Source organism: Ramlibacter pallidus (assembly GCF_015070875.1).
GTDB lineage: Bacteria > Pseudomonadota > Gammaproteobacteria > Burkholderiales > Burkholderiaceae_C > Ramlibacter > Ramlibacter pallidus.
Genome location: NZ_JADDIV010000002.1, coordinates 101943 through 118602, shown reverse-complemented (window position 1 = coordinate 118602; position 16660 = coordinate 101943). Strand labels below are relative to the sequence as shown.

Annotated in this window: 16 protein-coding genes; 6 read left to right on the top strand and 10 right to left on the bottom strand. The window is 70.2% G+C overall.

Annotation, left to right across the window (positions count from 1 at the left end):
- The first annotated feature begins 9 nt into the window (after nucleotides 1-9).
- From IM787_RS05435 to IM787_RS05425, 3 genes are all read left to right on the top strand, one after another.
- Nucleotides 10-1053 (top strand): type IV pilus twitching motility protein PilT, encoded by a 1044-nt coding sequence (locus IM787_RS05435; RefSeq protein WP_193675637.1) that lies wholly within the window; start codon nucleotides 10-12, stop codon nucleotides 1051-1053.
- 30 nt (nucleotides 1054-1083) lie between these two features.
- Nucleotides 1084-2220: a PilT/PilU family type 4a pilus ATPase gene (locus IM787_RS05430; protein WP_193675636.1), complete on the top strand. Its 1137-nt coding sequence runs from the start codon at nucleotides 1084-1086 to the stop codon at nucleotides 2218-2220.
- A gap of 89 nt (nucleotides 2221-2309) precedes the next feature.
- A complete protein-coding gene (locus tag IM787_RS05425) occupies nucleotides 2310-3212 on the top strand; it encodes an NAD(P)-dependent oxidoreductase (protein ID WP_193675635.1) in 903 nt (300 codons plus the stop codon).
- Between the two features lie 61 nt (nucleotides 3213-3273).
- Here the strand turns inward: IM787_RS05425 and IM787_RS05420 are convergent, their stop codons facing one another.
- Together IM787_RS05420 and IM787_RS05415 are read right to left on the bottom strand one after the other, a co-directional pair.
- The gene (locus tag IM787_RS05420) at nucleotides 3274-3984 is read right to left on the bottom strand and encodes a BON domain-containing protein (protein ID WP_193675634.1); all 711 of its coding nucleotides are present in this window, start codon (nucleotides 3982-3984) and stop codon (nucleotides 3274-3276) included.
- Nucleotides 3981-4580: a phosphoheptose isomerase gene (locus IM787_RS05415; RefSeq protein WP_193675633.1), complete on the bottom strand. Its 600-nt coding sequence runs from the start codon at nucleotides 4578-4580 to the stop codon at nucleotides 3981-3983. Before IM787_RS05415 ends, IM787_RS05420 begins: the two co-directional genes overlap by 4 nt.
- A gap of 286 nt (nucleotides 4581-4866) precedes the next feature.
- Here IM787_RS05415 and IM787_RS05410 point away from each other — a divergent pair, with 286 nt between their 5' ends.
- On the top strand, nucleotides 4867-5211 hold the full coding sequence (locus IM787_RS05410) for a hypothetical protein (protein WP_193675632.1): 345 nt from the start codon (nucleotides 4867-4869) through the stop codon (nucleotides 5209-5211).
- Nucleotides 5212-5251: 40 nt separating this feature from the next.
- Here the strand turns inward: IM787_RS05410 and IM787_RS05405 are convergent, their stop codons facing one another.
- Nucleotides 5252-5608, bottom strand: coding sequence for a YraN family protein (locus tag IM787_RS05405; RefSeq protein WP_193675631.1), 357 nt, complete (start codon nucleotides 5606-5608; stop codon nucleotides 5252-5254).
- A 25-nt stretch (nucleotides 5609-5633) separates the two neighbouring features.
- Between IM787_RS05405 and rsmI the strand changes: the two genes are divergently transcribed.
- On the top strand, nucleotides 5634-6530 hold the full coding sequence (gene rsmI, locus IM787_RS05400; RefSeq protein WP_193675630.1) for a 16S rRNA (cytidine(1402)-2'-O)-methyltransferase: 897 nt from the start codon (nucleotides 5634-5636) through the stop codon (nucleotides 6528-6530).
- Here the strand turns inward: rsmI and IM787_RS05395 are convergent.
- Both IM787_RS05395 and hemE read right to left on the bottom strand, forming a co-directional pair.
- Nucleotides 6527-8566: a primosomal protein N' gene (locus tag IM787_RS05395; RefSeq protein WP_193675629.1), complete on the bottom strand. Its 2040-nt coding sequence runs from the start codon at nucleotides 8564-8566 to the stop codon at nucleotides 6527-6529. The genes rsmI and IM787_RS05395 overlap by 4 nt on opposite strands.
- A 355-nt stretch (nucleotides 8567-8921) precedes the next feature.
- Nucleotides 8922-10028: a uroporphyrinogen decarboxylase gene (hemE, locus tag IM787_RS05390; protein WP_193675628.1), complete on the bottom strand. Its 1107-nt coding sequence runs from the start codon at nucleotides 10026-10028 to the stop codon at nucleotides 8922-8924.
- Between the two features lie 48 nt (nucleotides 10029-10076).
- Here hemE and IM787_RS05385 point away from each other — a divergent pair, with 48 nt between their 5' ends.
- The gene (locus IM787_RS05385) at nucleotides 10077-11168 is read left to right on the top strand and encodes a tetratricopeptide repeat protein (protein WP_193675627.1); all 1092 of its coding nucleotides are present in this window, start codon (nucleotides 10077-10079) and stop codon (nucleotides 11166-11168) included.
- On the opposite strand, the gene IM787_RS05380 is transcribed toward IM787_RS05385, so the two are convergent.
- Genes IM787_RS05380 through IM787_RS05360 form a run of 5 tightly spaced genes read right to left on the bottom strand, consistent with a single transcriptional unit; the run spans nucleotide 11165 to nucleotide 16605 of the window.
- Complete coding sequence (locus IM787_RS05380; protein WP_193675626.1) at nucleotides 11165-12532, bottom strand: O-acetylhomoserine aminocarboxypropyltransferase/cysteine synthase family protein; 1368 nt, start codon at nucleotides 12530-12532, stop codon at nucleotides 11165-11167. The genes IM787_RS05385 and IM787_RS05380 overlap by 4 nt on opposite strands.
- A 1-nt stretch (nucleotide 12533) precedes the next feature.
- Nucleotides 12534-13013, bottom strand: a complete 480-nt coding sequence (locus tag IM787_RS05375) for a CoA-binding protein (protein ID WP_193675625.1) — start codon at nucleotides 13011-13013, stop codon at nucleotides 12534-12536.
- Nucleotides 13014-13063: 50 nt separating this feature from the next.
- Nucleotides 13064-13681 carry a thioredoxin family protein gene (locus IM787_RS05370; RefSeq protein WP_193675624.1) on the bottom strand — a complete coding sequence of 206 codons (618 nt, stop codon included), beginning with the start codon at nucleotides 13679-13681 and terminating at the stop codon, nucleotides 13064-13066.
- Nucleotides 13682-13690: 9 nt separating this feature from the next.
- Nucleotides 13691-15820, bottom strand: a complete 2130-nt coding sequence (locus IM787_RS05365; RefSeq protein ID WP_193675623.1) for a protein-disulfide reductase DsbD family protein — start codon at nucleotides 15818-15820, stop codon at nucleotides 13691-13693.
- Nucleotides 15821-15861: 41 nt separating this feature from the next.
- The gene (locus tag IM787_RS05360) at nucleotides 15862-16605 is read right to left on the bottom strand and encodes an alanyl-tRNA editing protein (protein WP_193675622.1); all 744 of its coding nucleotides are present in this window, start codon (nucleotides 16603-16605) and stop codon (nucleotides 15862-15864) included.
- Between the last annotated feature and the right edge of the window lie 55 nt (nucleotides 16606-16660).

The following is a 16660-nucleotide window of genomic DNA, read 5'->3' as shown; positions in this document are numbered from 1 at the left end:
GAGGGATTCGTGGATATTACCCAGCTGCTGGCATTCAGCGTCAAGAACAAGGCATCGGACCTGCACCTTTCCGCCGGCCTGCCGCCGATGATCCGCGTGCACGGCGACGTCCGCCGCATCAACGTCGACCCCATGGACCACAAGCAGGTGCACGCCATGGTGTACGACATCATGAACGACACCCAGCGCAAGGCCTACGAGGAGTTCCTGGAGTGCGACTTCTCGTTCGAGATCGAGGGCCTCGCGCGTTTCCGCGTCAACGCCTTCAACCAGAACCGCGGCGCGGCCGCCGTCTTCCGGACCATCCCTTCCAAGATCCTGACGCTGGAGCAGCTGAACGCGCCCAAGATCTTCGGTGACCTCGCGCTCAAGCCGCGCGGCATGGTGCTGGTGACCGGGCCCACCGGCTCGGGCAAGTCGACCACGCTCGCCGCGATGATCAACCACCTGAACGAGACCGAGTACGGCCACATCCTGACGGTGGAGGACCCGATCGAGTTCGTGCACGAGTCCAAGAAGTGCCTGGTGAACCAGCGCGAAGTGGGCCCGATGACGCTGTCGTTCTCCAACGCGCTGCGCTCCGCGCTGCGGGAGGACCCGGACTGCATCCTGGTCGGCGAGATGCGCGACCTGGAAACCATCCGCCTGGCGATGACCGCGGCGGAAACGGGCCACCTGGTGTTCGGCACGCTGCACACCTCCAGCGCGGCCAAGACCATCGACCGGATCATCGACGTGTTCCCCGCCGAGGAAAAGGAAATGGTCCGCGCGATGCTGTCGGAATCGCTGCAGGCGGTGATCTCGCAGACGCTGTGCAAGACCAAGGACGGCAGCGGCCGGGTGGCGGCGCACGAGATCATGCTGGGCACCTCCGCCATCCGCAACCTGATCCGCGAGGCCAAGGTCGCGCAGATGTACTCCGCGATCCAGACCGGCAACAGCGTGGGCATGCAGACGCTGGACCAGAACCTCACCGAGCTGGTCAAGCGCAACATGATCAGCCCCGCCGAGGCGCGTGCCAAGGCCAAGATCCCCGAAAATTTCCCCGGCTGACCCCGGGGCGCACCAGGAAGGAGTTCCGACATGGAACGCGACCAGGCATCCAAGTTCATCAACGACCTGCTGAAGCTCATGGTCGGCCGCAACGGCAGCGACCTGTTCATCACGGCCGACTTCCCGCCCGCCATCAAGGTGGACGGCAAGGTCACCAAGGTCTCGCCGCAGCCCCTGAACGGCTCGCACACGCTGGCGCTGGCGCGTTCGATCATGAACGACAAGCAGGCCGCCGAGTTCGAACGCACCAAGGAGTGCAACTTCGCCATCTCGCCGCCGGGGGTGGGGCGCTTCCGCGTCAACGCGTTCGTGCAGCAGGCGAAGGTCGGCATGGTGCTGCGGGTGATCCCGCAGGTCCTGCCCACCATCGACGGCCTGGGCGTGCCGCAGGTGCTCAAGGAAGTGGTGATGGCCAAGCGCGGCCTGGTCGTGCTGGTGGGCGCCACCGGCTCGGGCAAGTCGACCACGCTGGCCGCGATGATCGACTGGCGCAACGAGCAGAGCCAGGGCCACATCATCACGATCGAGGACCCGGTGGAATTCGTGCACCCGCACAAGAACTGCGTGGTGACGCAGCGCGAAGTGGGCCTGGACACCGACAGCTGGGAAGCCGCGCTGAAGAACACGCTGCGGCAGGCGCCCGACGTGATCCTGATGGGCGAGGTGCGCGACCGCGAGACCATGGAGCACGCGATCGCCTTCGCCGAGACCGGCCACCTCTGCATGGCCACGCTGCACGCCAACAGCGCCAACCAGGCGCTGGACCGCGTGATCAACTTCTTCCCCGAGGAGCGCCGGCCGCAGCTGCTGATGGACCTGTCGCTGAACCTGAAGGCCTTCGTGTCGCAGCGCCTGGTGCCCAAGCAGGACGGCAAGGGGCGCGCCGCCGCCGTCGAGATCCTGCTGAACACGCCGCTGATCTCCGACCTCATCTTCAAGGGCGAGGTCTCCGAGATCAAGGAGATCATGAAGAAGAGCCGCAACCTGGGCATGCAGACCTTCGACCAGGCGCTGTTCGACCTGTACGAGAACAACGTCATCACGTACGAGGACGCCCTGCGCAACGCCGACTCCGTGAACGACCTGCGCCTGCAGATCAAGCTCAATAGCCAGCGCGCCAAGACCTCGGACCTGTCGGCGGGCACGGAGCACCTGGCGATCGTCTGACGCCGCCGCGGCGCGGAAGGCAGGCCGGGCACAGCCCGGCCTTTTTCATGGCCCCTAGAATCGGCCTTCCTTTCCGCGGAGACACCGGCATGGCCAGCACCAACCCCAAGACCTACGAACCGACCCCCAGCCGCAAGGTGGCCTTCCTCGGCCTCGGCGTGATGGGCTATCCCATGGCCGGGCACCTGGCGCTCGCCGGGCACCAGGTCACCGTCTACAACCGCAGCGCGGGCAAGCGCACCGACTGGACGCAGGAATTCAAGGGCACGGCCGCCGCCACCCCGCGCGAGGCCGTGGCCGGCTGCGACCTCGTGTTCTGCTGCGTGGGCAACGACGACGACCTGCGCTCGGTCGTGCTGGGCGAGCAGGGCGCCTTCGCCGGCATGAAGAAGGGCGCGATCTTCGTCGACCACACGACGGCATCCGCCGACGTGGCCCGCGAGCTCTCGGCCGCCGGCGCGAAGCTGGGCCTGCAGTTCGTCGACGCGCCCGTCTCCGGGGGCCAGGCCGGCGCGCAGAACGGCATGCTGACCGTCATGTGCGGTGGCGATGCCCAGGCCTTCGAGGCGGCCAAGCCCGTGGCCATGGCGTTCTCCCGCGCCTTCACGCTGCTCGGCGCGAGCGGCTCGGGCCAGCTGGCCAAGATGGTCAACCAGGTGGCGATCGCCGGTCTCGTGCAGGGCCTGTCGGAGGCGATCGCCTTCGGGCAGAAGGCGGGCCTGGACATGGAACAGGTGCTGGAGGTGATCGGCAAGGGCGCCGCCCAGAGCTGGCAGATGGACAACCGCGGCAAGACCATGATCGCGGACAAGTTCGAGTTCGGCTTCGCGGTGGACTGGATGCGCAAGGACCTGGGACTGGTGCTCGAGGAGGCCAAGCGCAACGGGGCCCGCCTGCCGGTGACCGCACTGGTCGACCAGTTCTATGCCGACGTCCAGGGCATGGGCGGCAACCGCTGGGACACCTCCAGCCTGATCAAGCGGCTGCGCTGAAGCGCGGGGCGCCAGTGGAAAGGGCCGCTCGCGCGGCCCTTCGTCGTCCAGCGGGGCCGGGCTAGCGGACCGGCGTCACCACGGCCCCGCCCGCGGGCGCGGCGGCAGGGGCCGGTGCGGGCGCGGGGGCCACCGTCGCCGGCGTGCCGGTGCTCACCGGCGCGAGCTGGCGCAGGTCGGTCGCGTCCACCACCTCGAAGATGCGAACCACGCGCTGCACGCCGGCGATCTGGCGGGCGATGCTCGTCGCGCGGTCGGCTTCGCGCTGCGACACGCGACCCATGAGGTAGACCGAGCCGCGCTCCGTCACCACGCGGAAGGCGTTGGCCTGCAGGTCCGAGGCATCCACGAAGGATGCGCGGACCTTGCCCGTGATCAGCGTGTCGCCGGAGCGTTGCGGCAGCGTGGTCGGCGCCATGACGGCCAGCTCGTTGACGATGCCGCGGACGTTGTCCACGCGGCCGACGATCTGTTCGGCCTGCTGCTTCGCCGCTTCGCTCGGCACTTCGCCGGTCAGCAGGACCTGGCGGTTGTAGCTGTTGACGTTGATGTGGGCGCGGTCGCCGAAGGCCTCGCGCAGGCGCGAGGCGGAACGCAGCTCGATCGCCTCGTCGTCGATCTGCGCGCCGGAAGTGCGGCGGTCGGTCACCATCAGCGCGGTGCCGACGGCCGCGCCGCCCACCAGCAGCGGCGCGCAGCCGGCGAGCGCGCCCCCGAGCAGGGCGGCCGCGATGGCGGCGACGAAGGGACGGAAGTTCTTCTGGGTCTTCATGCGGTGGGGTCCTGGTCTCCGAGAAGCTGCGCATCGACGCCGTCGCAGATGCAATGCAGCACGAGGATGTGCACTTCCTGGATGCGCGCGGTGCGGTCGTGCGGCACGCAGATGTGCACGTCGGTCTCCCGCAGCACGGCGGCCATCCTGCCGCCGCCGCGCCCGGTGAGGGCGACCACGGTCATCTCGCGTTCGTGCGCGGCCTCGATCGCGGCCAGCACGTTGGCGGAGTTCCCGCTGGTCGACATCGCCAGCAGCACATCGCCGGACTGGCCGAGCGCGCGCACCTGCTTGGAGAAGATGCGGTCGTAGTCGTAGTCGTTGGCGATCGCGGTGAGGATGGAGCTGTCGGTGGTCAGCGCGATGGCACCGAGCTCCGGCCGCTCGCGCTCGAAGCGGCCGACGAACTCCGCCGAGAAGTGCTGCGCGTCGGCGGCGGACCCGCCGTTGCCGCACGCGAGCACCTTGCCGCCGCTCGTCACGCAGGCGAGCATCGCCTGGACGGCCTGCGCGATGGGCTTGCTGAGGGTCTGCGCGGACTGGTACTTCAGGTCCGCGCTGTCGATGAAGTTCTGCTGTATGCGTTGCTCGAGCATGTCTCTCAATGATACCGCCGCGCCTGGGGGACGACGATGTCTGCCTCATGCACACCGCGTGAACGCTTCGTTACGCGGGACCCTCCGCCGTTGCCTCGTGAGCAGCGCGTGTAGTCCCTCTCGGACGATTGCGGGCAGGAATGGCCGACGCACTGGCGGACATGACCCGACACGAGGTCCCGCGCAGAACTGACTCCGCCGGAGTTGCGGCTCACCAATCATTCGCTGGCTGGCTTAGATGCCCGCAGGTTCTAGTTCCACAAATCAAGCTTTAGGAGAAGTTGCAATGGCTGTTCTGAAAAAAATTGCCGGTCTGGTTGCCGGTGCCTCTGCTGTCGCCGTGATCGGTGTCGCCGTCGCCCAGGGCGTTCCCCCGAACCCCTTCGTGTCCAACCCCGCCCTGGCCGCCGGCCAGCAGAGCTCCCACCTGACGTCCATGGGTGAAACCGGCGTTCCCGGCCTGATCGACCAGGTCCAGACCGCTCAGATCACCACGGTGCAGGAAGTGGCCCGTGTCGAAGAGCCGGCCCCGGTCGTGGCCCAGGCTCCCGCCCCCGTGGTGGAAGAGCGCCAGCAGATGGGCGCCGCTCCCGCTCCCGCCGAGCCGGCTCCCCGCGCTGACCGCGGCTGATTGACGCGGCATTTGCTGGGGCTTGTCCTGCGGGCAGGCCCTAGCCAGCATCGAAGGCGGCGCGCATCCACTGGATGCCGCCGCCTTCCATGCTGATGACGTCGAAGCGGCACGGCGGGGGCTCGCGCAGCGCCAGCAGGTAGTGCCGTGCGGCGAACACGATGCGCCGCTGCTTCAGCGCTCCGACGCTCGCCGCCGCGCCGCCGAAGGCGCGGTGCGCGCGCTTTCGCACCTCCACGAACACCACGGTGCCGTCGCGGTCGCGCATGACCAGGTCGATTTCGCCGCCCCCGCGCCCGGGCGTCCGATAATTGCGCGCCAGCAGGCGCAGGCCGTGCGCCGTCAGGTGCGCCAGCGCGCGGTCCTCCGCCGCATCCCCGAGCTGCTTGGTACTCACGCGCTGCCCTTTCGAAGGAGTCGGATTGAGCGCTTCCTACGCTTCCGCGCTGGCCGCGGCACGCGACGCCGCCGGCGCGCAGAGCTACCCGTCCGGCGCACTGTATGTCGTCGCCACCCCGATCGGCAACCTCGCGGACATCAGCCTGCGGGCCCTGCACGTCCTCCAGTTGGTGGATGCGATCGCCTGCGAGGACACCCGCCACACCCAGGCGCTGCTGCGGGCCTGCGGGATCGACAAGCCGGCGCTGCTGGCGGTCCACCGGCACAACGAGGCCGAAGGCGCGGCGGAGGTCGTGCGGCGCCTGCAGCAGGGGCAACGCGTCGCGTATGCCAGCGACGCGGGAACGCCGGGCGTCAGCGACCCGGGAGCGCGCGTGGTGGCCGCCGCGCGCGCCGTGGGCCTGCCGGTGGTGCCGGTCCCGGGCGCGAGCAGCATCACGGCCGTGCTCAGCGCCACCGGCGGCATCGGCGACGACGGGGCTTTCGTGTTCGCGGGCTTCCTGCCGTCGAAGGCCGGCGAGCGGCAGGAGGCGGTGGAACGGCTGCGCGGGGAAAGCCGCGCGGTCGTCCTGCTGGAGGCGCCCCACCGCATGGCCGCACTGGCGGACGCGCTCGCGGCCCTCGGGTCCCGCGAGGTGACGGTCGGGCGCGAGCTCACGAAGCAGTTCGAGGAGATCGCCACCTTGCCGTGCGATGCCTTGCCCGCCTGGCTGCAGGCCTCCCCGCAACGCAGCCGGGGCGAGTTCGCGCTGGTGCTGCATGCGGTCGCCGTGCCGCCGGACGACACGCGCGCGCTGCGGGTGCTCGAACTGCTGCTCGCCGAGCTGCCGGTGAAGACGGCGGTGCGGCTCGCCGCGGAGATCACCGGCGCCCCCCGCAATGCGCTCTACGAGCAGGCGCTGGCGTTGAAGAAGGACTAGATCGCCAGCGGGTCGACGTCGACGGCCCAGCGGATCAGGCCGCGCAGGCGCAGGCCGTGCAGCACCGGCTGCCACGCGGCCAGGAAGGCCTGCAGCGCGGGCCGCGAGTTGCTCTCCAGCAGGAGCTGGGCCCGTTCCACGTTGGCGACGCGCTGCACCGTCATCGGCACCGGCGAGAACACCACCACCTGGGCGCTGCCGTCCAGGCCTTCGGCGCCCGAGGCCGCGGCGCGCAGGAACGCCTGCGCGACCTCCTGCGTGCGGGCTTCGGCGCGCAGCAGCGCCTGGTACGCGAACGGCGGCATCGCGGCCTGCTGGCGTTCCTGCAACTGCTGTTGCGCGAAGGCCGGGTAGTCGTGCTTCTTCAGCGCGGCGAACAGCGGGTGCTCCGGGTTCCAGGTCTGGACCCACATCTCGCTCGCCGCGGCATGCGCCGCGTCGCGGCCGGCGCGCCCGGCCGCCTGCATCAACAGGCTGAACAGCCGCTCCGGTGCCCGGAAGTCGCTGGAGAAGAGGGCGGCATCGGCGTTCACGGCGGCCACCAGCGTGATGCGGCGGAAGTCGTGGCCCTTCGTCACCATCTGCGTGCCCACCAGCACGTCCACCTCGCCGGCGTGCACCTGCGCCAGCTGCTCTTCCAGCGCGCCCTTGGCGCGGGTCGTGTCGGCGTCCATGCGCGCGACGCGGGCCGGGGTGCCGTCGGGGCGCCGGGCGTCGGCGAGGAGTTCCGCCAGCCTTTCCTCCAGTTGCTCCGTGCCCCGGCCCAGCGGCGCGATGTCCACGTTGCCGCATTTCGGGCAGCGCCGCGGCACCCGTTCGGTGAAGCCGCAGTGGTGGCAGCGCAGCGTGCGGTCGGCCTTGTGGAACACGCGGAAGGCGCTGCAGTGGCTGCATTCGCTGCGCCAGTCGCAGGCGGTGCACGCCAGCACCGGCGCGTAGCCGCGGCGGTTCAGGAAGACCAGCGACTGCTCGCCGCGGGCGACGCGCTCGCCGATGGCCGCCAGCAGCGGCGCCGAGAAGAGCGTTCCCTTGGGCTGGTTCTGCATGTTGACCAGGCGCACCCGCGGCAACACGCCGGCCCCGACGCGCGTGGGCATCTCCAGGCAGCGGTAGCGTCCCCGCTCGCAGGCCTGCCAGCTTTCGAGCGAAGGCGTGGCGGAGCCGAGGATCACCTTGGCGTTCTCCAGCCGTCCCCGGTACACGGCGAGGTCGCGGGCGGAGTAGCGGGCGCCCTCCTGCTGCTTGTAGCTCGGGTCGTGCTCCTCGTCGACGACGACCAGGCCCAGGCGCGGAAGCGAAGCGAACACCGCCATGCGGGTGCCGAGCACGATGCGGGCGGCTCCCGCGTGCGCGGCCAGCCAGCTGCGCAGGCGCTGGGGGTGGGTCATGCCGCTGTGCAGCGGCACCACGGCGTCGGCGCCGAAGCGCTGCTCGAAGCGCGCCTGCAGTTGCGGCGTCAGGTTGATCTCGGGGACGAGCACCAGGGCTTGCGCCGCGGGATCCGCCAGCAGCAGCTGCTCCACGGCTTGCAGGTAGACCTCGGTCTTGCCGCTGCCGGTTGCGCCGAACAGCAGGAACGGTCCGGGTTCCGAGGCGATGGCGGTCAGCGCCTGTTGCTGGTCGGCGGTCAGGTCGGGGCGCGCCGCCTCCCCGTCGCCGCCGCGTGCGGCCACGCTGCGCTTGAGCCGCCGCGCCAGCTGCGTCCCATCGAGTTCCCGCAACTGCGGCGGCAAGGCGGCCAGCGCCACCTCCCCCAGGCTGCGCTGGTAATAGCCGGCGGCAAAGGCGACCAGCTCGCGCCAGCCGGCCGACAGCGGCGGGAGGCCCGGGAGCGGCTCGCCGATCGCCTTGAGCTGCGTGTCGTCCAGGGCATCGCCCGGGGCTGGATCCCAGACGACCCCGCAGACCTCCCGGCGGCCCAGCGGTACGCGCACCACGGTCCCGGGGGCGAGTGGCAGCTCACTGCGGTAGCTCAGGGCGCCAGCCACCGTGCTGTGGGCCGGCGTCGGGACCACGACTTGCAGCAGGGTGCTCATGGGCGGTGCGACTTAGGGCCGTTGCTTAACCTCAGCTTTGCAAACCACGGGTAAGTCCTTGATTCCACGAAAGATTGCAGGGACGGTCCAAAGATGTGGATAACTTTGTTGATAGCGGTGCCGCCAAGCGCCGCAAGCCTCGGAAAATCAAGGGCTTGCCCGCGCCGGCCCGAAAAACGCCACGAAGGTGAATCCAGCAAAATCAACGACTTACGAGCGCTACGGTTTTTGAAGCGGGGCGGCATGCCGGCGCCGGCGTCTGCCGCGCCGCAGCACGGTTTCTGTGCACAAGTCAAGCCGACGCCCGGAACATTTCCCATCCTTGTCAGCTAGGGAACTCCCCGATGCGAACAAGTCACGACCGCGCCGCGGTCCCGCGCATGTGCCTGGAGTGCGAATGCACGGCCTCCACGAGCGCCTGCACATGCTCGGGCGGGGTGTGCTGGCTGATGCCGTGGCCGAGGTTGAAGATGTGCGTCGGTCCGGTGCCTTCGCCCGTGTGCGGCGCGCCGAAATCCTCCAGCACGCGGCGCGCCTGCGCGGCGACCTGCTCCGGCGGCGCGAACAGGGCGGCCGGGTCGAGGTTGCCCTGCAGCGCCTTGCTGCCGCCCACGAGGGCACGCGCCCGCCCGAGGTTCACCGTCCAGTCGACGCCCAGCACGTCGCAATCGAGCCCGCCCATCTCCTGCAGCCAGAGGCCGCCGCCCTTGGTGAACACGATGCGGGGCACGGTGGCCCCATCGCCGGAGCGCTTGAGTTGCGCCAGCACCCGCGCCGTGTAGGCGAGGCTGAATTCCTGGAAGGCGCCGTCCGCGAGCGCGCCGCCCCAGCTGTCGAACACCATCACGGCCTGGGCGCCCGCACCGATCTGCGCGTTGAGGTACGCGGCAACGGCCTCCGCGTTCACGGCCAGGATGCGGTGCATCAGGTCCGGCCGGCTGTACAGCATGCTCTTGACGCCGCGCCAGTCGTCGGACGAGCCGCCGCCTTCCACCATGTAGCAGGCGAGCGTCCAGGGGCTGCCGGAGAAACCGATGAGGGGGACCCGCCCGTTCAGCGCGTGGCGGATCGACGTGACCGCATCGAAGACGTAGCGCAGCTTTTCCAGGTCCGGCACGCGCAGGGCCGCGACCGCGGACTCGTCGCGCAGCGGCCGTGCGAGCTTCGGGCCTTCGCCTTCGGCGAAGCTGAGCCCCAGGCCCATGGCATCCGGGACCGTCAGGATGTCGGAGAACAGGATCGCGGCGTCGAGGGCGAAGCGCTCCAGCGGCTGCAACGTGACTTCGGTCGCGTAGTCGACATTGGTGGCCAGGCCCATGAAGCTGCCGGCGCGCGCCCGCGTGGCCTTGTACTCGGGCAGGTAGCGGCCCGCCTGGCGCATCAGCCACAGGGGCGTGTGGGGGGTCGCCTGGCGGAGGCAGGCGCGCAGGAAGGTGTCGTTGGCGAGAGGCGGAAAGCGCATCCCGGCATTGTCGCAGGGCCTATGATCCCCGCTCTTCGCGAAGGAAGCATGGACACAGGACTCGAACAGGCCAGGACGCTGTTCCTGGAAGGCGTGGCGCACTACGAGGCGGGCCGCTGGCCGCAGGCGGAGCAGAAGTTTGCGGCGGCGCTGTCGCTTGCCCCCGGCCGCCCGTCGGTGCTGACCAACCTGGGCGTGGTGCGCCTCAAGCTCGGCCGGACCGAGGAGGCGCTGGCCTTGCTGCAGGAAGCGCTGGCCAAGGAGCCGGACCAGGCGGAAACGCTGGGCCATTGCGCCACTGCCCTGGCCGAACTCGGGCGCACGCAGGAGGCTCTGGCGCATTTCGACCGGGCGCTGGCGCTGGACCCGCAGCCCGCCGCGCTGTGGATGCTGCGCGGAACCGCGCTACGCGAGCTCGCGCGGCCGCAGGACGCCGCCGCCTCGTTCCGCGAAGCGCTGGCCCGTGGGGGAGATCGCGAACTGCTGGAGTACTACCTCGCCGGCGTGGAAGGCGGCCAGGTTCCGCCCCGGCCGCCGCGGCAGTACGTCGAGGCGCTGTTCGACCGCTACGCGCTGGAGTTCGACGATCACCTGGTGCAGTCGTTGCGCTATGACGCCCCGCCGGTGCTGGCCGGAAGGCTGTCGGCGCAGGGCCGGCGCTGGCGGTATGCGCTGGACCTGGGCTGCGGCACGGGCCTGTGCGGGCCGTTCCTGCGCAAGCTGGCGGACCGCGTGAGCGGCGTGGACCTTTCGGGCTACATGCTGGAGCGCGCCGCGGCGACGAAGGCGTACGACGATCTCCAGCAGGCCGACGCCCTGGAGTTCCTGGCCGGCTCGCGCGAAAGTTTCGACCTCGCGATGGCGGCGGACGTGTTCATCTACGTCGGCGCCGTGGATGAACTGTTCGCGCGCCTGGCCGAACGGATGCCTGCCGGCGGCAGCTTCTGCTTCACGGTGGAGGAAAGCACGGACGAGGACATCGCGTTGCGGCCGAGCCTGCGCTATGCGCACTCCGAGGCCTACCTGCGGCGGCTCGCGACGGAAAACGGCTTTTCGGTGCTGGCCATGGAGCGGCGTCCCTTGCGCGAGGAGGAGCGCCGGCCGATTCCCGGCCTGTTCGCCTGGCTGGAGCGCCGCTAGGCGACGGCCTGGCGCAACGCCTGGTCGAGATCCCAGAGGATGTCCTCGACGTCCTCGATCCCCACCGACAGCCGGATCATGTCGGGCCGCACGCCGGCGCGCGCGAGCTCCGCCTCGTCCAGCTGCCGGTGCGTGGTCGACGCCGGGTGGATCACCAGCGTCTTGGCGTCGCCGATGTTCGCCAGGTGGCTGAGGAACTCGCAGGCGTCGATGAAGCGCTCGCCCGCGCGGGCCGCATTTTCGGCGCGGATGCCGAACGTCAGGATCCCGGATGCGCCAGGGCGGCCGTCGATGGCGCGGAACTGCTTCTTCGCCAGCGCGTGGTGCGGCGAATCCTCCAGCCCCGGGTAGTTCACCCATTGCACCAGCGGATGGTCGCGCAGGAATTCGGCGACGCGCAGGGCGTTGCGGCAGTGCGCCTGCATGCGCAGGTGCAGCGTCTCGATGCCTTGCAGGATCAGCCACGCATTCAGCGGCGACAGCGCGGCCCCGAAAGTGCGGTTCACCTCCATGCGCGCCTTCATCGTGTAGCCGAAGTCGCCGAAGGTCTCGTAGAACTTCACGCCGTGGTAGGCCTTGCTCGGCTCCAGTATGTCCGGGAACTTCTCGCGCGACAGCGGGCTGCCCCAGTCGAACTTGCCGGACTCCACGACGACGCCCGCCATGGTGGTGCCGTGGCCACCGAGGTACTTGGTCGCGCTGTGCACCACGATGTCCGCGCCGAAGGCGAAGGGGTTGCACAGGTAGGGGCTCGCCACGGTGTTGTCGATCACCAGCGGCAGCCCGTGCGCATGCGCGATGGCGGCGACCGCTTCGATGTCGAACACGTTCACCAGCGGGTTGCCCAGGGTTTCGCCGTACACGGCCCGCGTGTTCGGCCGGATGGCACGGCGGAAGTTCTCCGGGTCTTCCGGGTCGACGAAGGTGGTTTCGATGCCGAGGCGCGAAAAGCCGATGCCCAGCTGCCCCACCGTGCCGCCGTACAGCGTCGAGGCGGCAACGATGTGGTCGCCGGCCTTCAGGATCGCGAGCAGCGCCGTCATCTGCGCCGCCATGCCGGTGGCGCAGGCGAGTGCCGCGCGCCCGCCTTCGAGCGAGGCGACGCGTTCCTCCAGCACCGCCACGGTGGGGTTGCTGATGCGGCTGTAGACGTTGCCGAAGGTCTGCAGGTTGAACAGGCTGGCCGCGTGCTCCGCCGAATCGAACACGAAGCTGGTGGTCTGGTGGATCGGTGTCGCCCGCGCGCCCGTCACCGGGTCGGGCACGGCGCCGGCGTGGATGGCCCGGGTGGCGAACGCGTACTGGCGGTCGGCTCCTTCCGCCGGGTTCCTGGCGAAGCCGTCATCGCGGTCGGGATGGGCCATGTCAGTAGAACAGCTGCTGCGGGCGGCGCGCGGAGATCACGCCGGTGTTCACGCCCGCCCAGTTGAGGCCGCCGAACAGGCGGGCATGCTCGATCTTGACGCAACGGTCCATCACGACGTCGAGCCCGGCGGCGTGCGCCTTCGCGGCAGAGGCCGGGTCGATCACGCCGATCTGCATCCAGAGGCACTTCGCGCCGATCGCGATCGCCTCGTCGGCGATCGGCGGGATGTCCGCGCTGCGGCGGAAGCAATCCACCATGTCGATCTTCTCGCCGGCCTCCGCCGCGGCGGTGACGCTGGCGTAGCTGCGCTCGCCCAGGATCTCGGTGGCCGAAGGGTTGATGGGCACGATGCGGTAGCCGTGCGCCTGCATGTACTTGGCCGCGAAGAAGCTGGGGCGGTGCCACTGGGGCGAGAGACCCACCACCGCGAGCGTGCGGCAGGTTCCCAGGATGCGGCGCAGGTCGCGGATCGTCGTCATGGCGCCAGTGTAGGCGCGGATCCCCGCCTGCGCGGGGATCCCAGAGCTCGCTACGCTGCGCTCTTGTACTTGATCGAGCAGCCGTAGGGACGGGTGGTCGCGGCGGTGACCGGCTTGCCCGCCGTGGCCTCGGCCAGCGCCTGCCGCACGTAGTTGACCGCCTTCGGGATGTCGTCGGCGTTGCTGGAAGGGATGCTGTCGATGCCGCCGGCGTACACCAGCTTGCCCTGCGGATCGACGATGTACATGTGCGGCGTGGTGCGCGCGCCGTAGGCCTTGCCGGCTGTGCCTTCCTCGTCCATCAGCGTGGCGGTCGGGCGCACCTTGCGCTCCTGCTGCCAGGCGACCAGCTTGGCGGGTTCCATGTAGTCCCCGCTGGACTTCTCGGTGGAATTGATCGACAGCCAGACCACGCCCTTGGCGACGGCGTCCTGCTGCGTGGCCGCCATGTTGCCGCTGTTGTAGTGCTTCTTCACGTACGGGCAGCCCGGGTTCGTCCACTCCAGGACCACGTGCTTGCCGCGATAGTCGCTGAGCTTCACGGTCTTGCCGGCGGCATCGCGCAGCTGGAAGTCGGGGGCCGCCTGGCCGACCGAGGGAACGGCCTGCGCGGCGGACGCGAGGAGGAACAGGGCGGGCAGGGCGAACAGGGCACGGCGCAGCAGCATGAAGGACTCCTACAAGGGGGAAATCGCGGCGCGCACTTCCTGCACCCCGAGCACCTCGGAGAGCACCACCGGCGCGCGACCTTGCCGGTAGACGACGTAGACGGGGACGCCGTTGCGCCCGAGCTGGGCGAGCGCGGCGGTGATCGCCGGATCGCGGCGGGTCCAGTCCGCGCGCAGGAGCACGAACCGGCCGGCATCGAAATCCGCCAGCACGTCCGGGCGCGAGAGCGTGGTTTTCTTGTTGTACTGGCAGGTGACGCACCAGGCCGCGGTGAAATCCACGAACACCGGCTTGCCCTCGGCAAGCAGCTGGTCGACCCGGCCGGGCGCCCAGGCCTGCCAGCGCCCGTCGACGCTGGCGGCGCTCGCGGCGGCCGGCACGCGCACGATGGCGCCGCCGGCGGACCACGCGAGGCCCACGAGCCCCAGGACCGCGACCGAGGCGAGGACGGCACGGGCGCGGCCACGCAGCGTCAGGGCCCAGACCACCATGCTCAGGGCCACCAGCAATGCGAGCAAGGCGCCGGCACCGTCGATGCCGCTCTGCTGCCCGAGCACCCAGACCAGCCAGGCGACGGTCGCGAACATGGGAAATGCCATGAGGCGGCGGAACGTCTCCATCCACGGGCCCGGGCGCGGCAGCCAGCGCGCGAAGGCCGGGATCCAGCTCGCGGCCAGGTAGGGCAGCGCCATGCCCAGGCCCAGCACCAGGAAGATCGCCAGCGCCTGCGCCGGCGGCAGGCTGATCGCCAGGCCCAACGAGGCGCCCATGAAAGGCGCGGTGCACGGCGACGCGATCGCCACCGCCAGCACGCCGGTGAGGAAGGCATCGAGCACCGGGTGCTTCGCCTGGAGCGTGGCGACGCTGCTCGGGAGCAGGGAACGGAACTCGAACACGCCCGCGAGGTTCAGGGCGATCAGCGTGAACAGGGCGGCGAGGCTCGCGACCACCGCCGGCGACTGCAGCTGGAAACCCCACCCGAGCTGCTCGCCCGCCGCGCGCAGCGCGAGCATCACGCCGCCCAGGAGCGCGAACGAGGCGACCACGCCCGCCGTGTATGCGAGCCCGCCGATGCGATGGCCGCGGCGGTCGTCCGCATGGCGCGTGAAGCCCACCACCTTGATCGCGAGCACCGGGAACACGCAGGGCATCAGGTTGAGGATCAATCCGCCCAGCAGCGCGCCGAGGAGGGCGGCCCAGAAGCCGATGCCGGCCGGAGCCGCCGGCACCGCGGCGTTCTCGCGCAGCGCCTCCGCCAGCGCGGGCGACACCGTGGCCGCCTGCGCGGCCTGCGGCCAGGCGCCCAGCACCTTCAGTTCGGCGCGCCAGCCCTCGCCACCCTGGGCCAGGACCACCGGCATCACGGCGGGGCTGGCGCTGCGCTGGGGAGACAGGGGGATGCGCGCCGTCCATTCCGCGCCGTTCCATGCCTGTGTCCAGCGCGCGCCGTTGTCGATCACCTCGCCGGTTTCCGGATAGAACGCCAGGGTCTTGCCACGCAAGGCCACCGGCAGCTGCTGCACCGAAACGACGAGCGCGTCGCCGTCGATGCGGGCCGTGCTTTCCGGGCGGACGCCCGCGAGTCCCTGCGCGATCGGCTTGGGCTGCGCCGCCCAGGCGGCCTCGAACGCCTGCGCATGCAGCGCGGTGGTGCTGCGCGCCGGCAGCTTGAGCGTGAATTCGCCCTGCTCCGGAATGCATTCCTTCTTGCAGACCAGCCAGTTCGCCTGGAGCTTGATGTCGACGTGGGCGGACAGCGGCGAGGGCTGGAAGGCCTCGGTGATCGTGAGCGGCACGGGCAGCAGCACCGTGCCTTCGTAGCCGTAGTTGGCCAGGTTGCCGATCGGGATCTTCTTCGGCACCGGCCAGGCGATGTCGCCGGCCTGGACGCCTGCCGGCAGCGTCCAAGTGAGCTCCGTGGGCAGGCCGGAGTCGCCGGAGTTCTTCCAGTAGGTGTGCCACTCCGGCTGGTGCGCGAGTTGCAGGCCGACCCAGACCTTCCGGCCCGGTTCGACGCCGTCCGGCGCATGCGCGAGCAGTTCGGCCCGCACCCGCTCGGTGGTCACCACCGTCTGGCCCAGCGTGGGCAGCGCGGCCAGCGCCAGGCCGACCGCCGCGAGGAGGCGTGACATATTCATCGTGCGGATGGAGCTCAGCGGGCCGGGCAAGTTCCGGCCACTCAGGCGAATCCGAGCACCACCCGTCGGGTGGTGGCGCTCTTCTTCTCGATCTTGGTGACCACGACGCGGCCGATCTCGGCCGTGTTCGCCACGTGCGTGCCGCCGCAAGGCTGGAAGTCGACCGCGCTGTCGCCTGCACCGATGCGGATGGTGCGGATCCGCCCGGTGCCGCGCGGCGGCTGGACCGACATGCTCTTGACCAGGGCCGGGTTGGCGTCGAGTTCCTCGTCCGTGATCGCCCCGACCTCGACGGCATGGCCGGCCGCCACGAGGCGGGTGATGCCTTCGGTGAGCGCATCCTTGTCCAGCGGGTCGGTCATGTTGAAGTCCAGCCGCGCGTAGTCCGGCGTGATGGAGCAGCCGTTGACCAGCTGGGGGACAAGATGGCACAGCAGGTGGGTGCCGGTGTGAAAGCGCATCAGCTTGTGGCGGCGCTCCCAGTCGATGCGCGCCCGGACCGTGGTGCCGGGCTGCAGATGCGCCAGCAGCGCTTCCTGGCCGGGGTCCGGCACATGCGCGATCTCCGCCGTGGGCCTGCCTTCGGCGTCCTTGCACTTGCGCGTGTCGGCGATGCGAAGTTCCGCCCCGTCCGGCAGCAGGAACACGCCGGTGTCGCCGGCCTGCCCGCCGCCCAGGGGATAGAACACCGTGCGATCGAGGACCACGCCCTGCCCGATCACCGCGACGACGGTCGCCGGTGTCTCCCGGAGGTAGCCATCCTGGCGAAACAACTCTTGGGTCATGCCGCCATTGTCCCGAAATCGCGGCGGTGGCGCCGCGGTGGGGTCGCGGGGCCGG

Coding starts and splice junctions, on each gene's coding strand:
- IM787_RS05380 (WP_193675626.1), bottom strand. CDS start 12,532: ATGGCCCATCCCGACCGCGATGACGGCTTCGCCAGGAACCCGGCGGAA.
- IM787_RS05385 (WP_193675627.1), top strand. CDS start 10,077: ATGGACACAGGACTCGAACAGGCCAGGACGCTGTTCCTGGAAGGCGTG.
- IM787_RS05430 (WP_193675636.1), top strand. CDS start 1,084: ATGGAACGCGACCAGGCATCCAAGTTCATCAACGACCTGCTGAAGCTC.
- hemE (WP_193675628.1), bottom strand. CDS start 10,028: ATGCGCTTTCCGCCTCTCGCCAACGACACCTTCCTGCGCGCCTGCCTC.
- IM787_RS05370 (WP_193675624.1), bottom strand. CDS start 13,681: ATGCTGCTGCGCCGTGCCCTGTTCGCCCTGCCCGCCCTGTTCCTCCTC.
- IM787_RS05360 (WP_193675622.1), bottom strand. CDS start 16,605: ATGACCCAAGAGTTGTTTCGCCAGGATGGCTACCTCCGGGAGACACCG.
- IM787_RS05425 (WP_193675635.1), top strand. CDS start 2,310: ATGGCCAGCACCAACCCCAAGACCTACGAACCGACCCCCAGCCGCAAG.
- IM787_RS05395 (WP_193675629.1), bottom strand. CDS start 8,566: ATGAGCACCCTGCTGCAAGTCGTGGTCCCGACGCCGGCCCACAGCACG.
- IM787_RS05375 (WP_193675625.1), bottom strand. CDS start 13,013: ATGACGACGATCCGCGACCTGCGCCGCATCCTGGGAACCTGCCGCACG.
- IM787_RS05415 (WP_193675633.1), bottom strand. CDS start 4,580: ATGCTCGAGCAACGCATACAGCAGAACTTCATCGACAGCGCGGACCTG.
- IM787_RS05365 (WP_193675623.1), bottom strand. CDS start 15,820: ATGAATATGTCACGCCTCCTCGCGGCGGTCGGCCTGGCGCTGGCCGCG.
- IM787_RS05420 (WP_193675634.1), bottom strand. CDS start 3,984: ATGAAGACCCAGAAGAACTTCCGTCCCTTCGTCGCCGCCATCGCGGCC.
- IM787_RS05410 (WP_193675632.1), top strand. CDS start 4,867: ATGGCTGTTCTGAAAAAAATTGCCGGTCTGGTTGCCGGTGCCTCTGCT.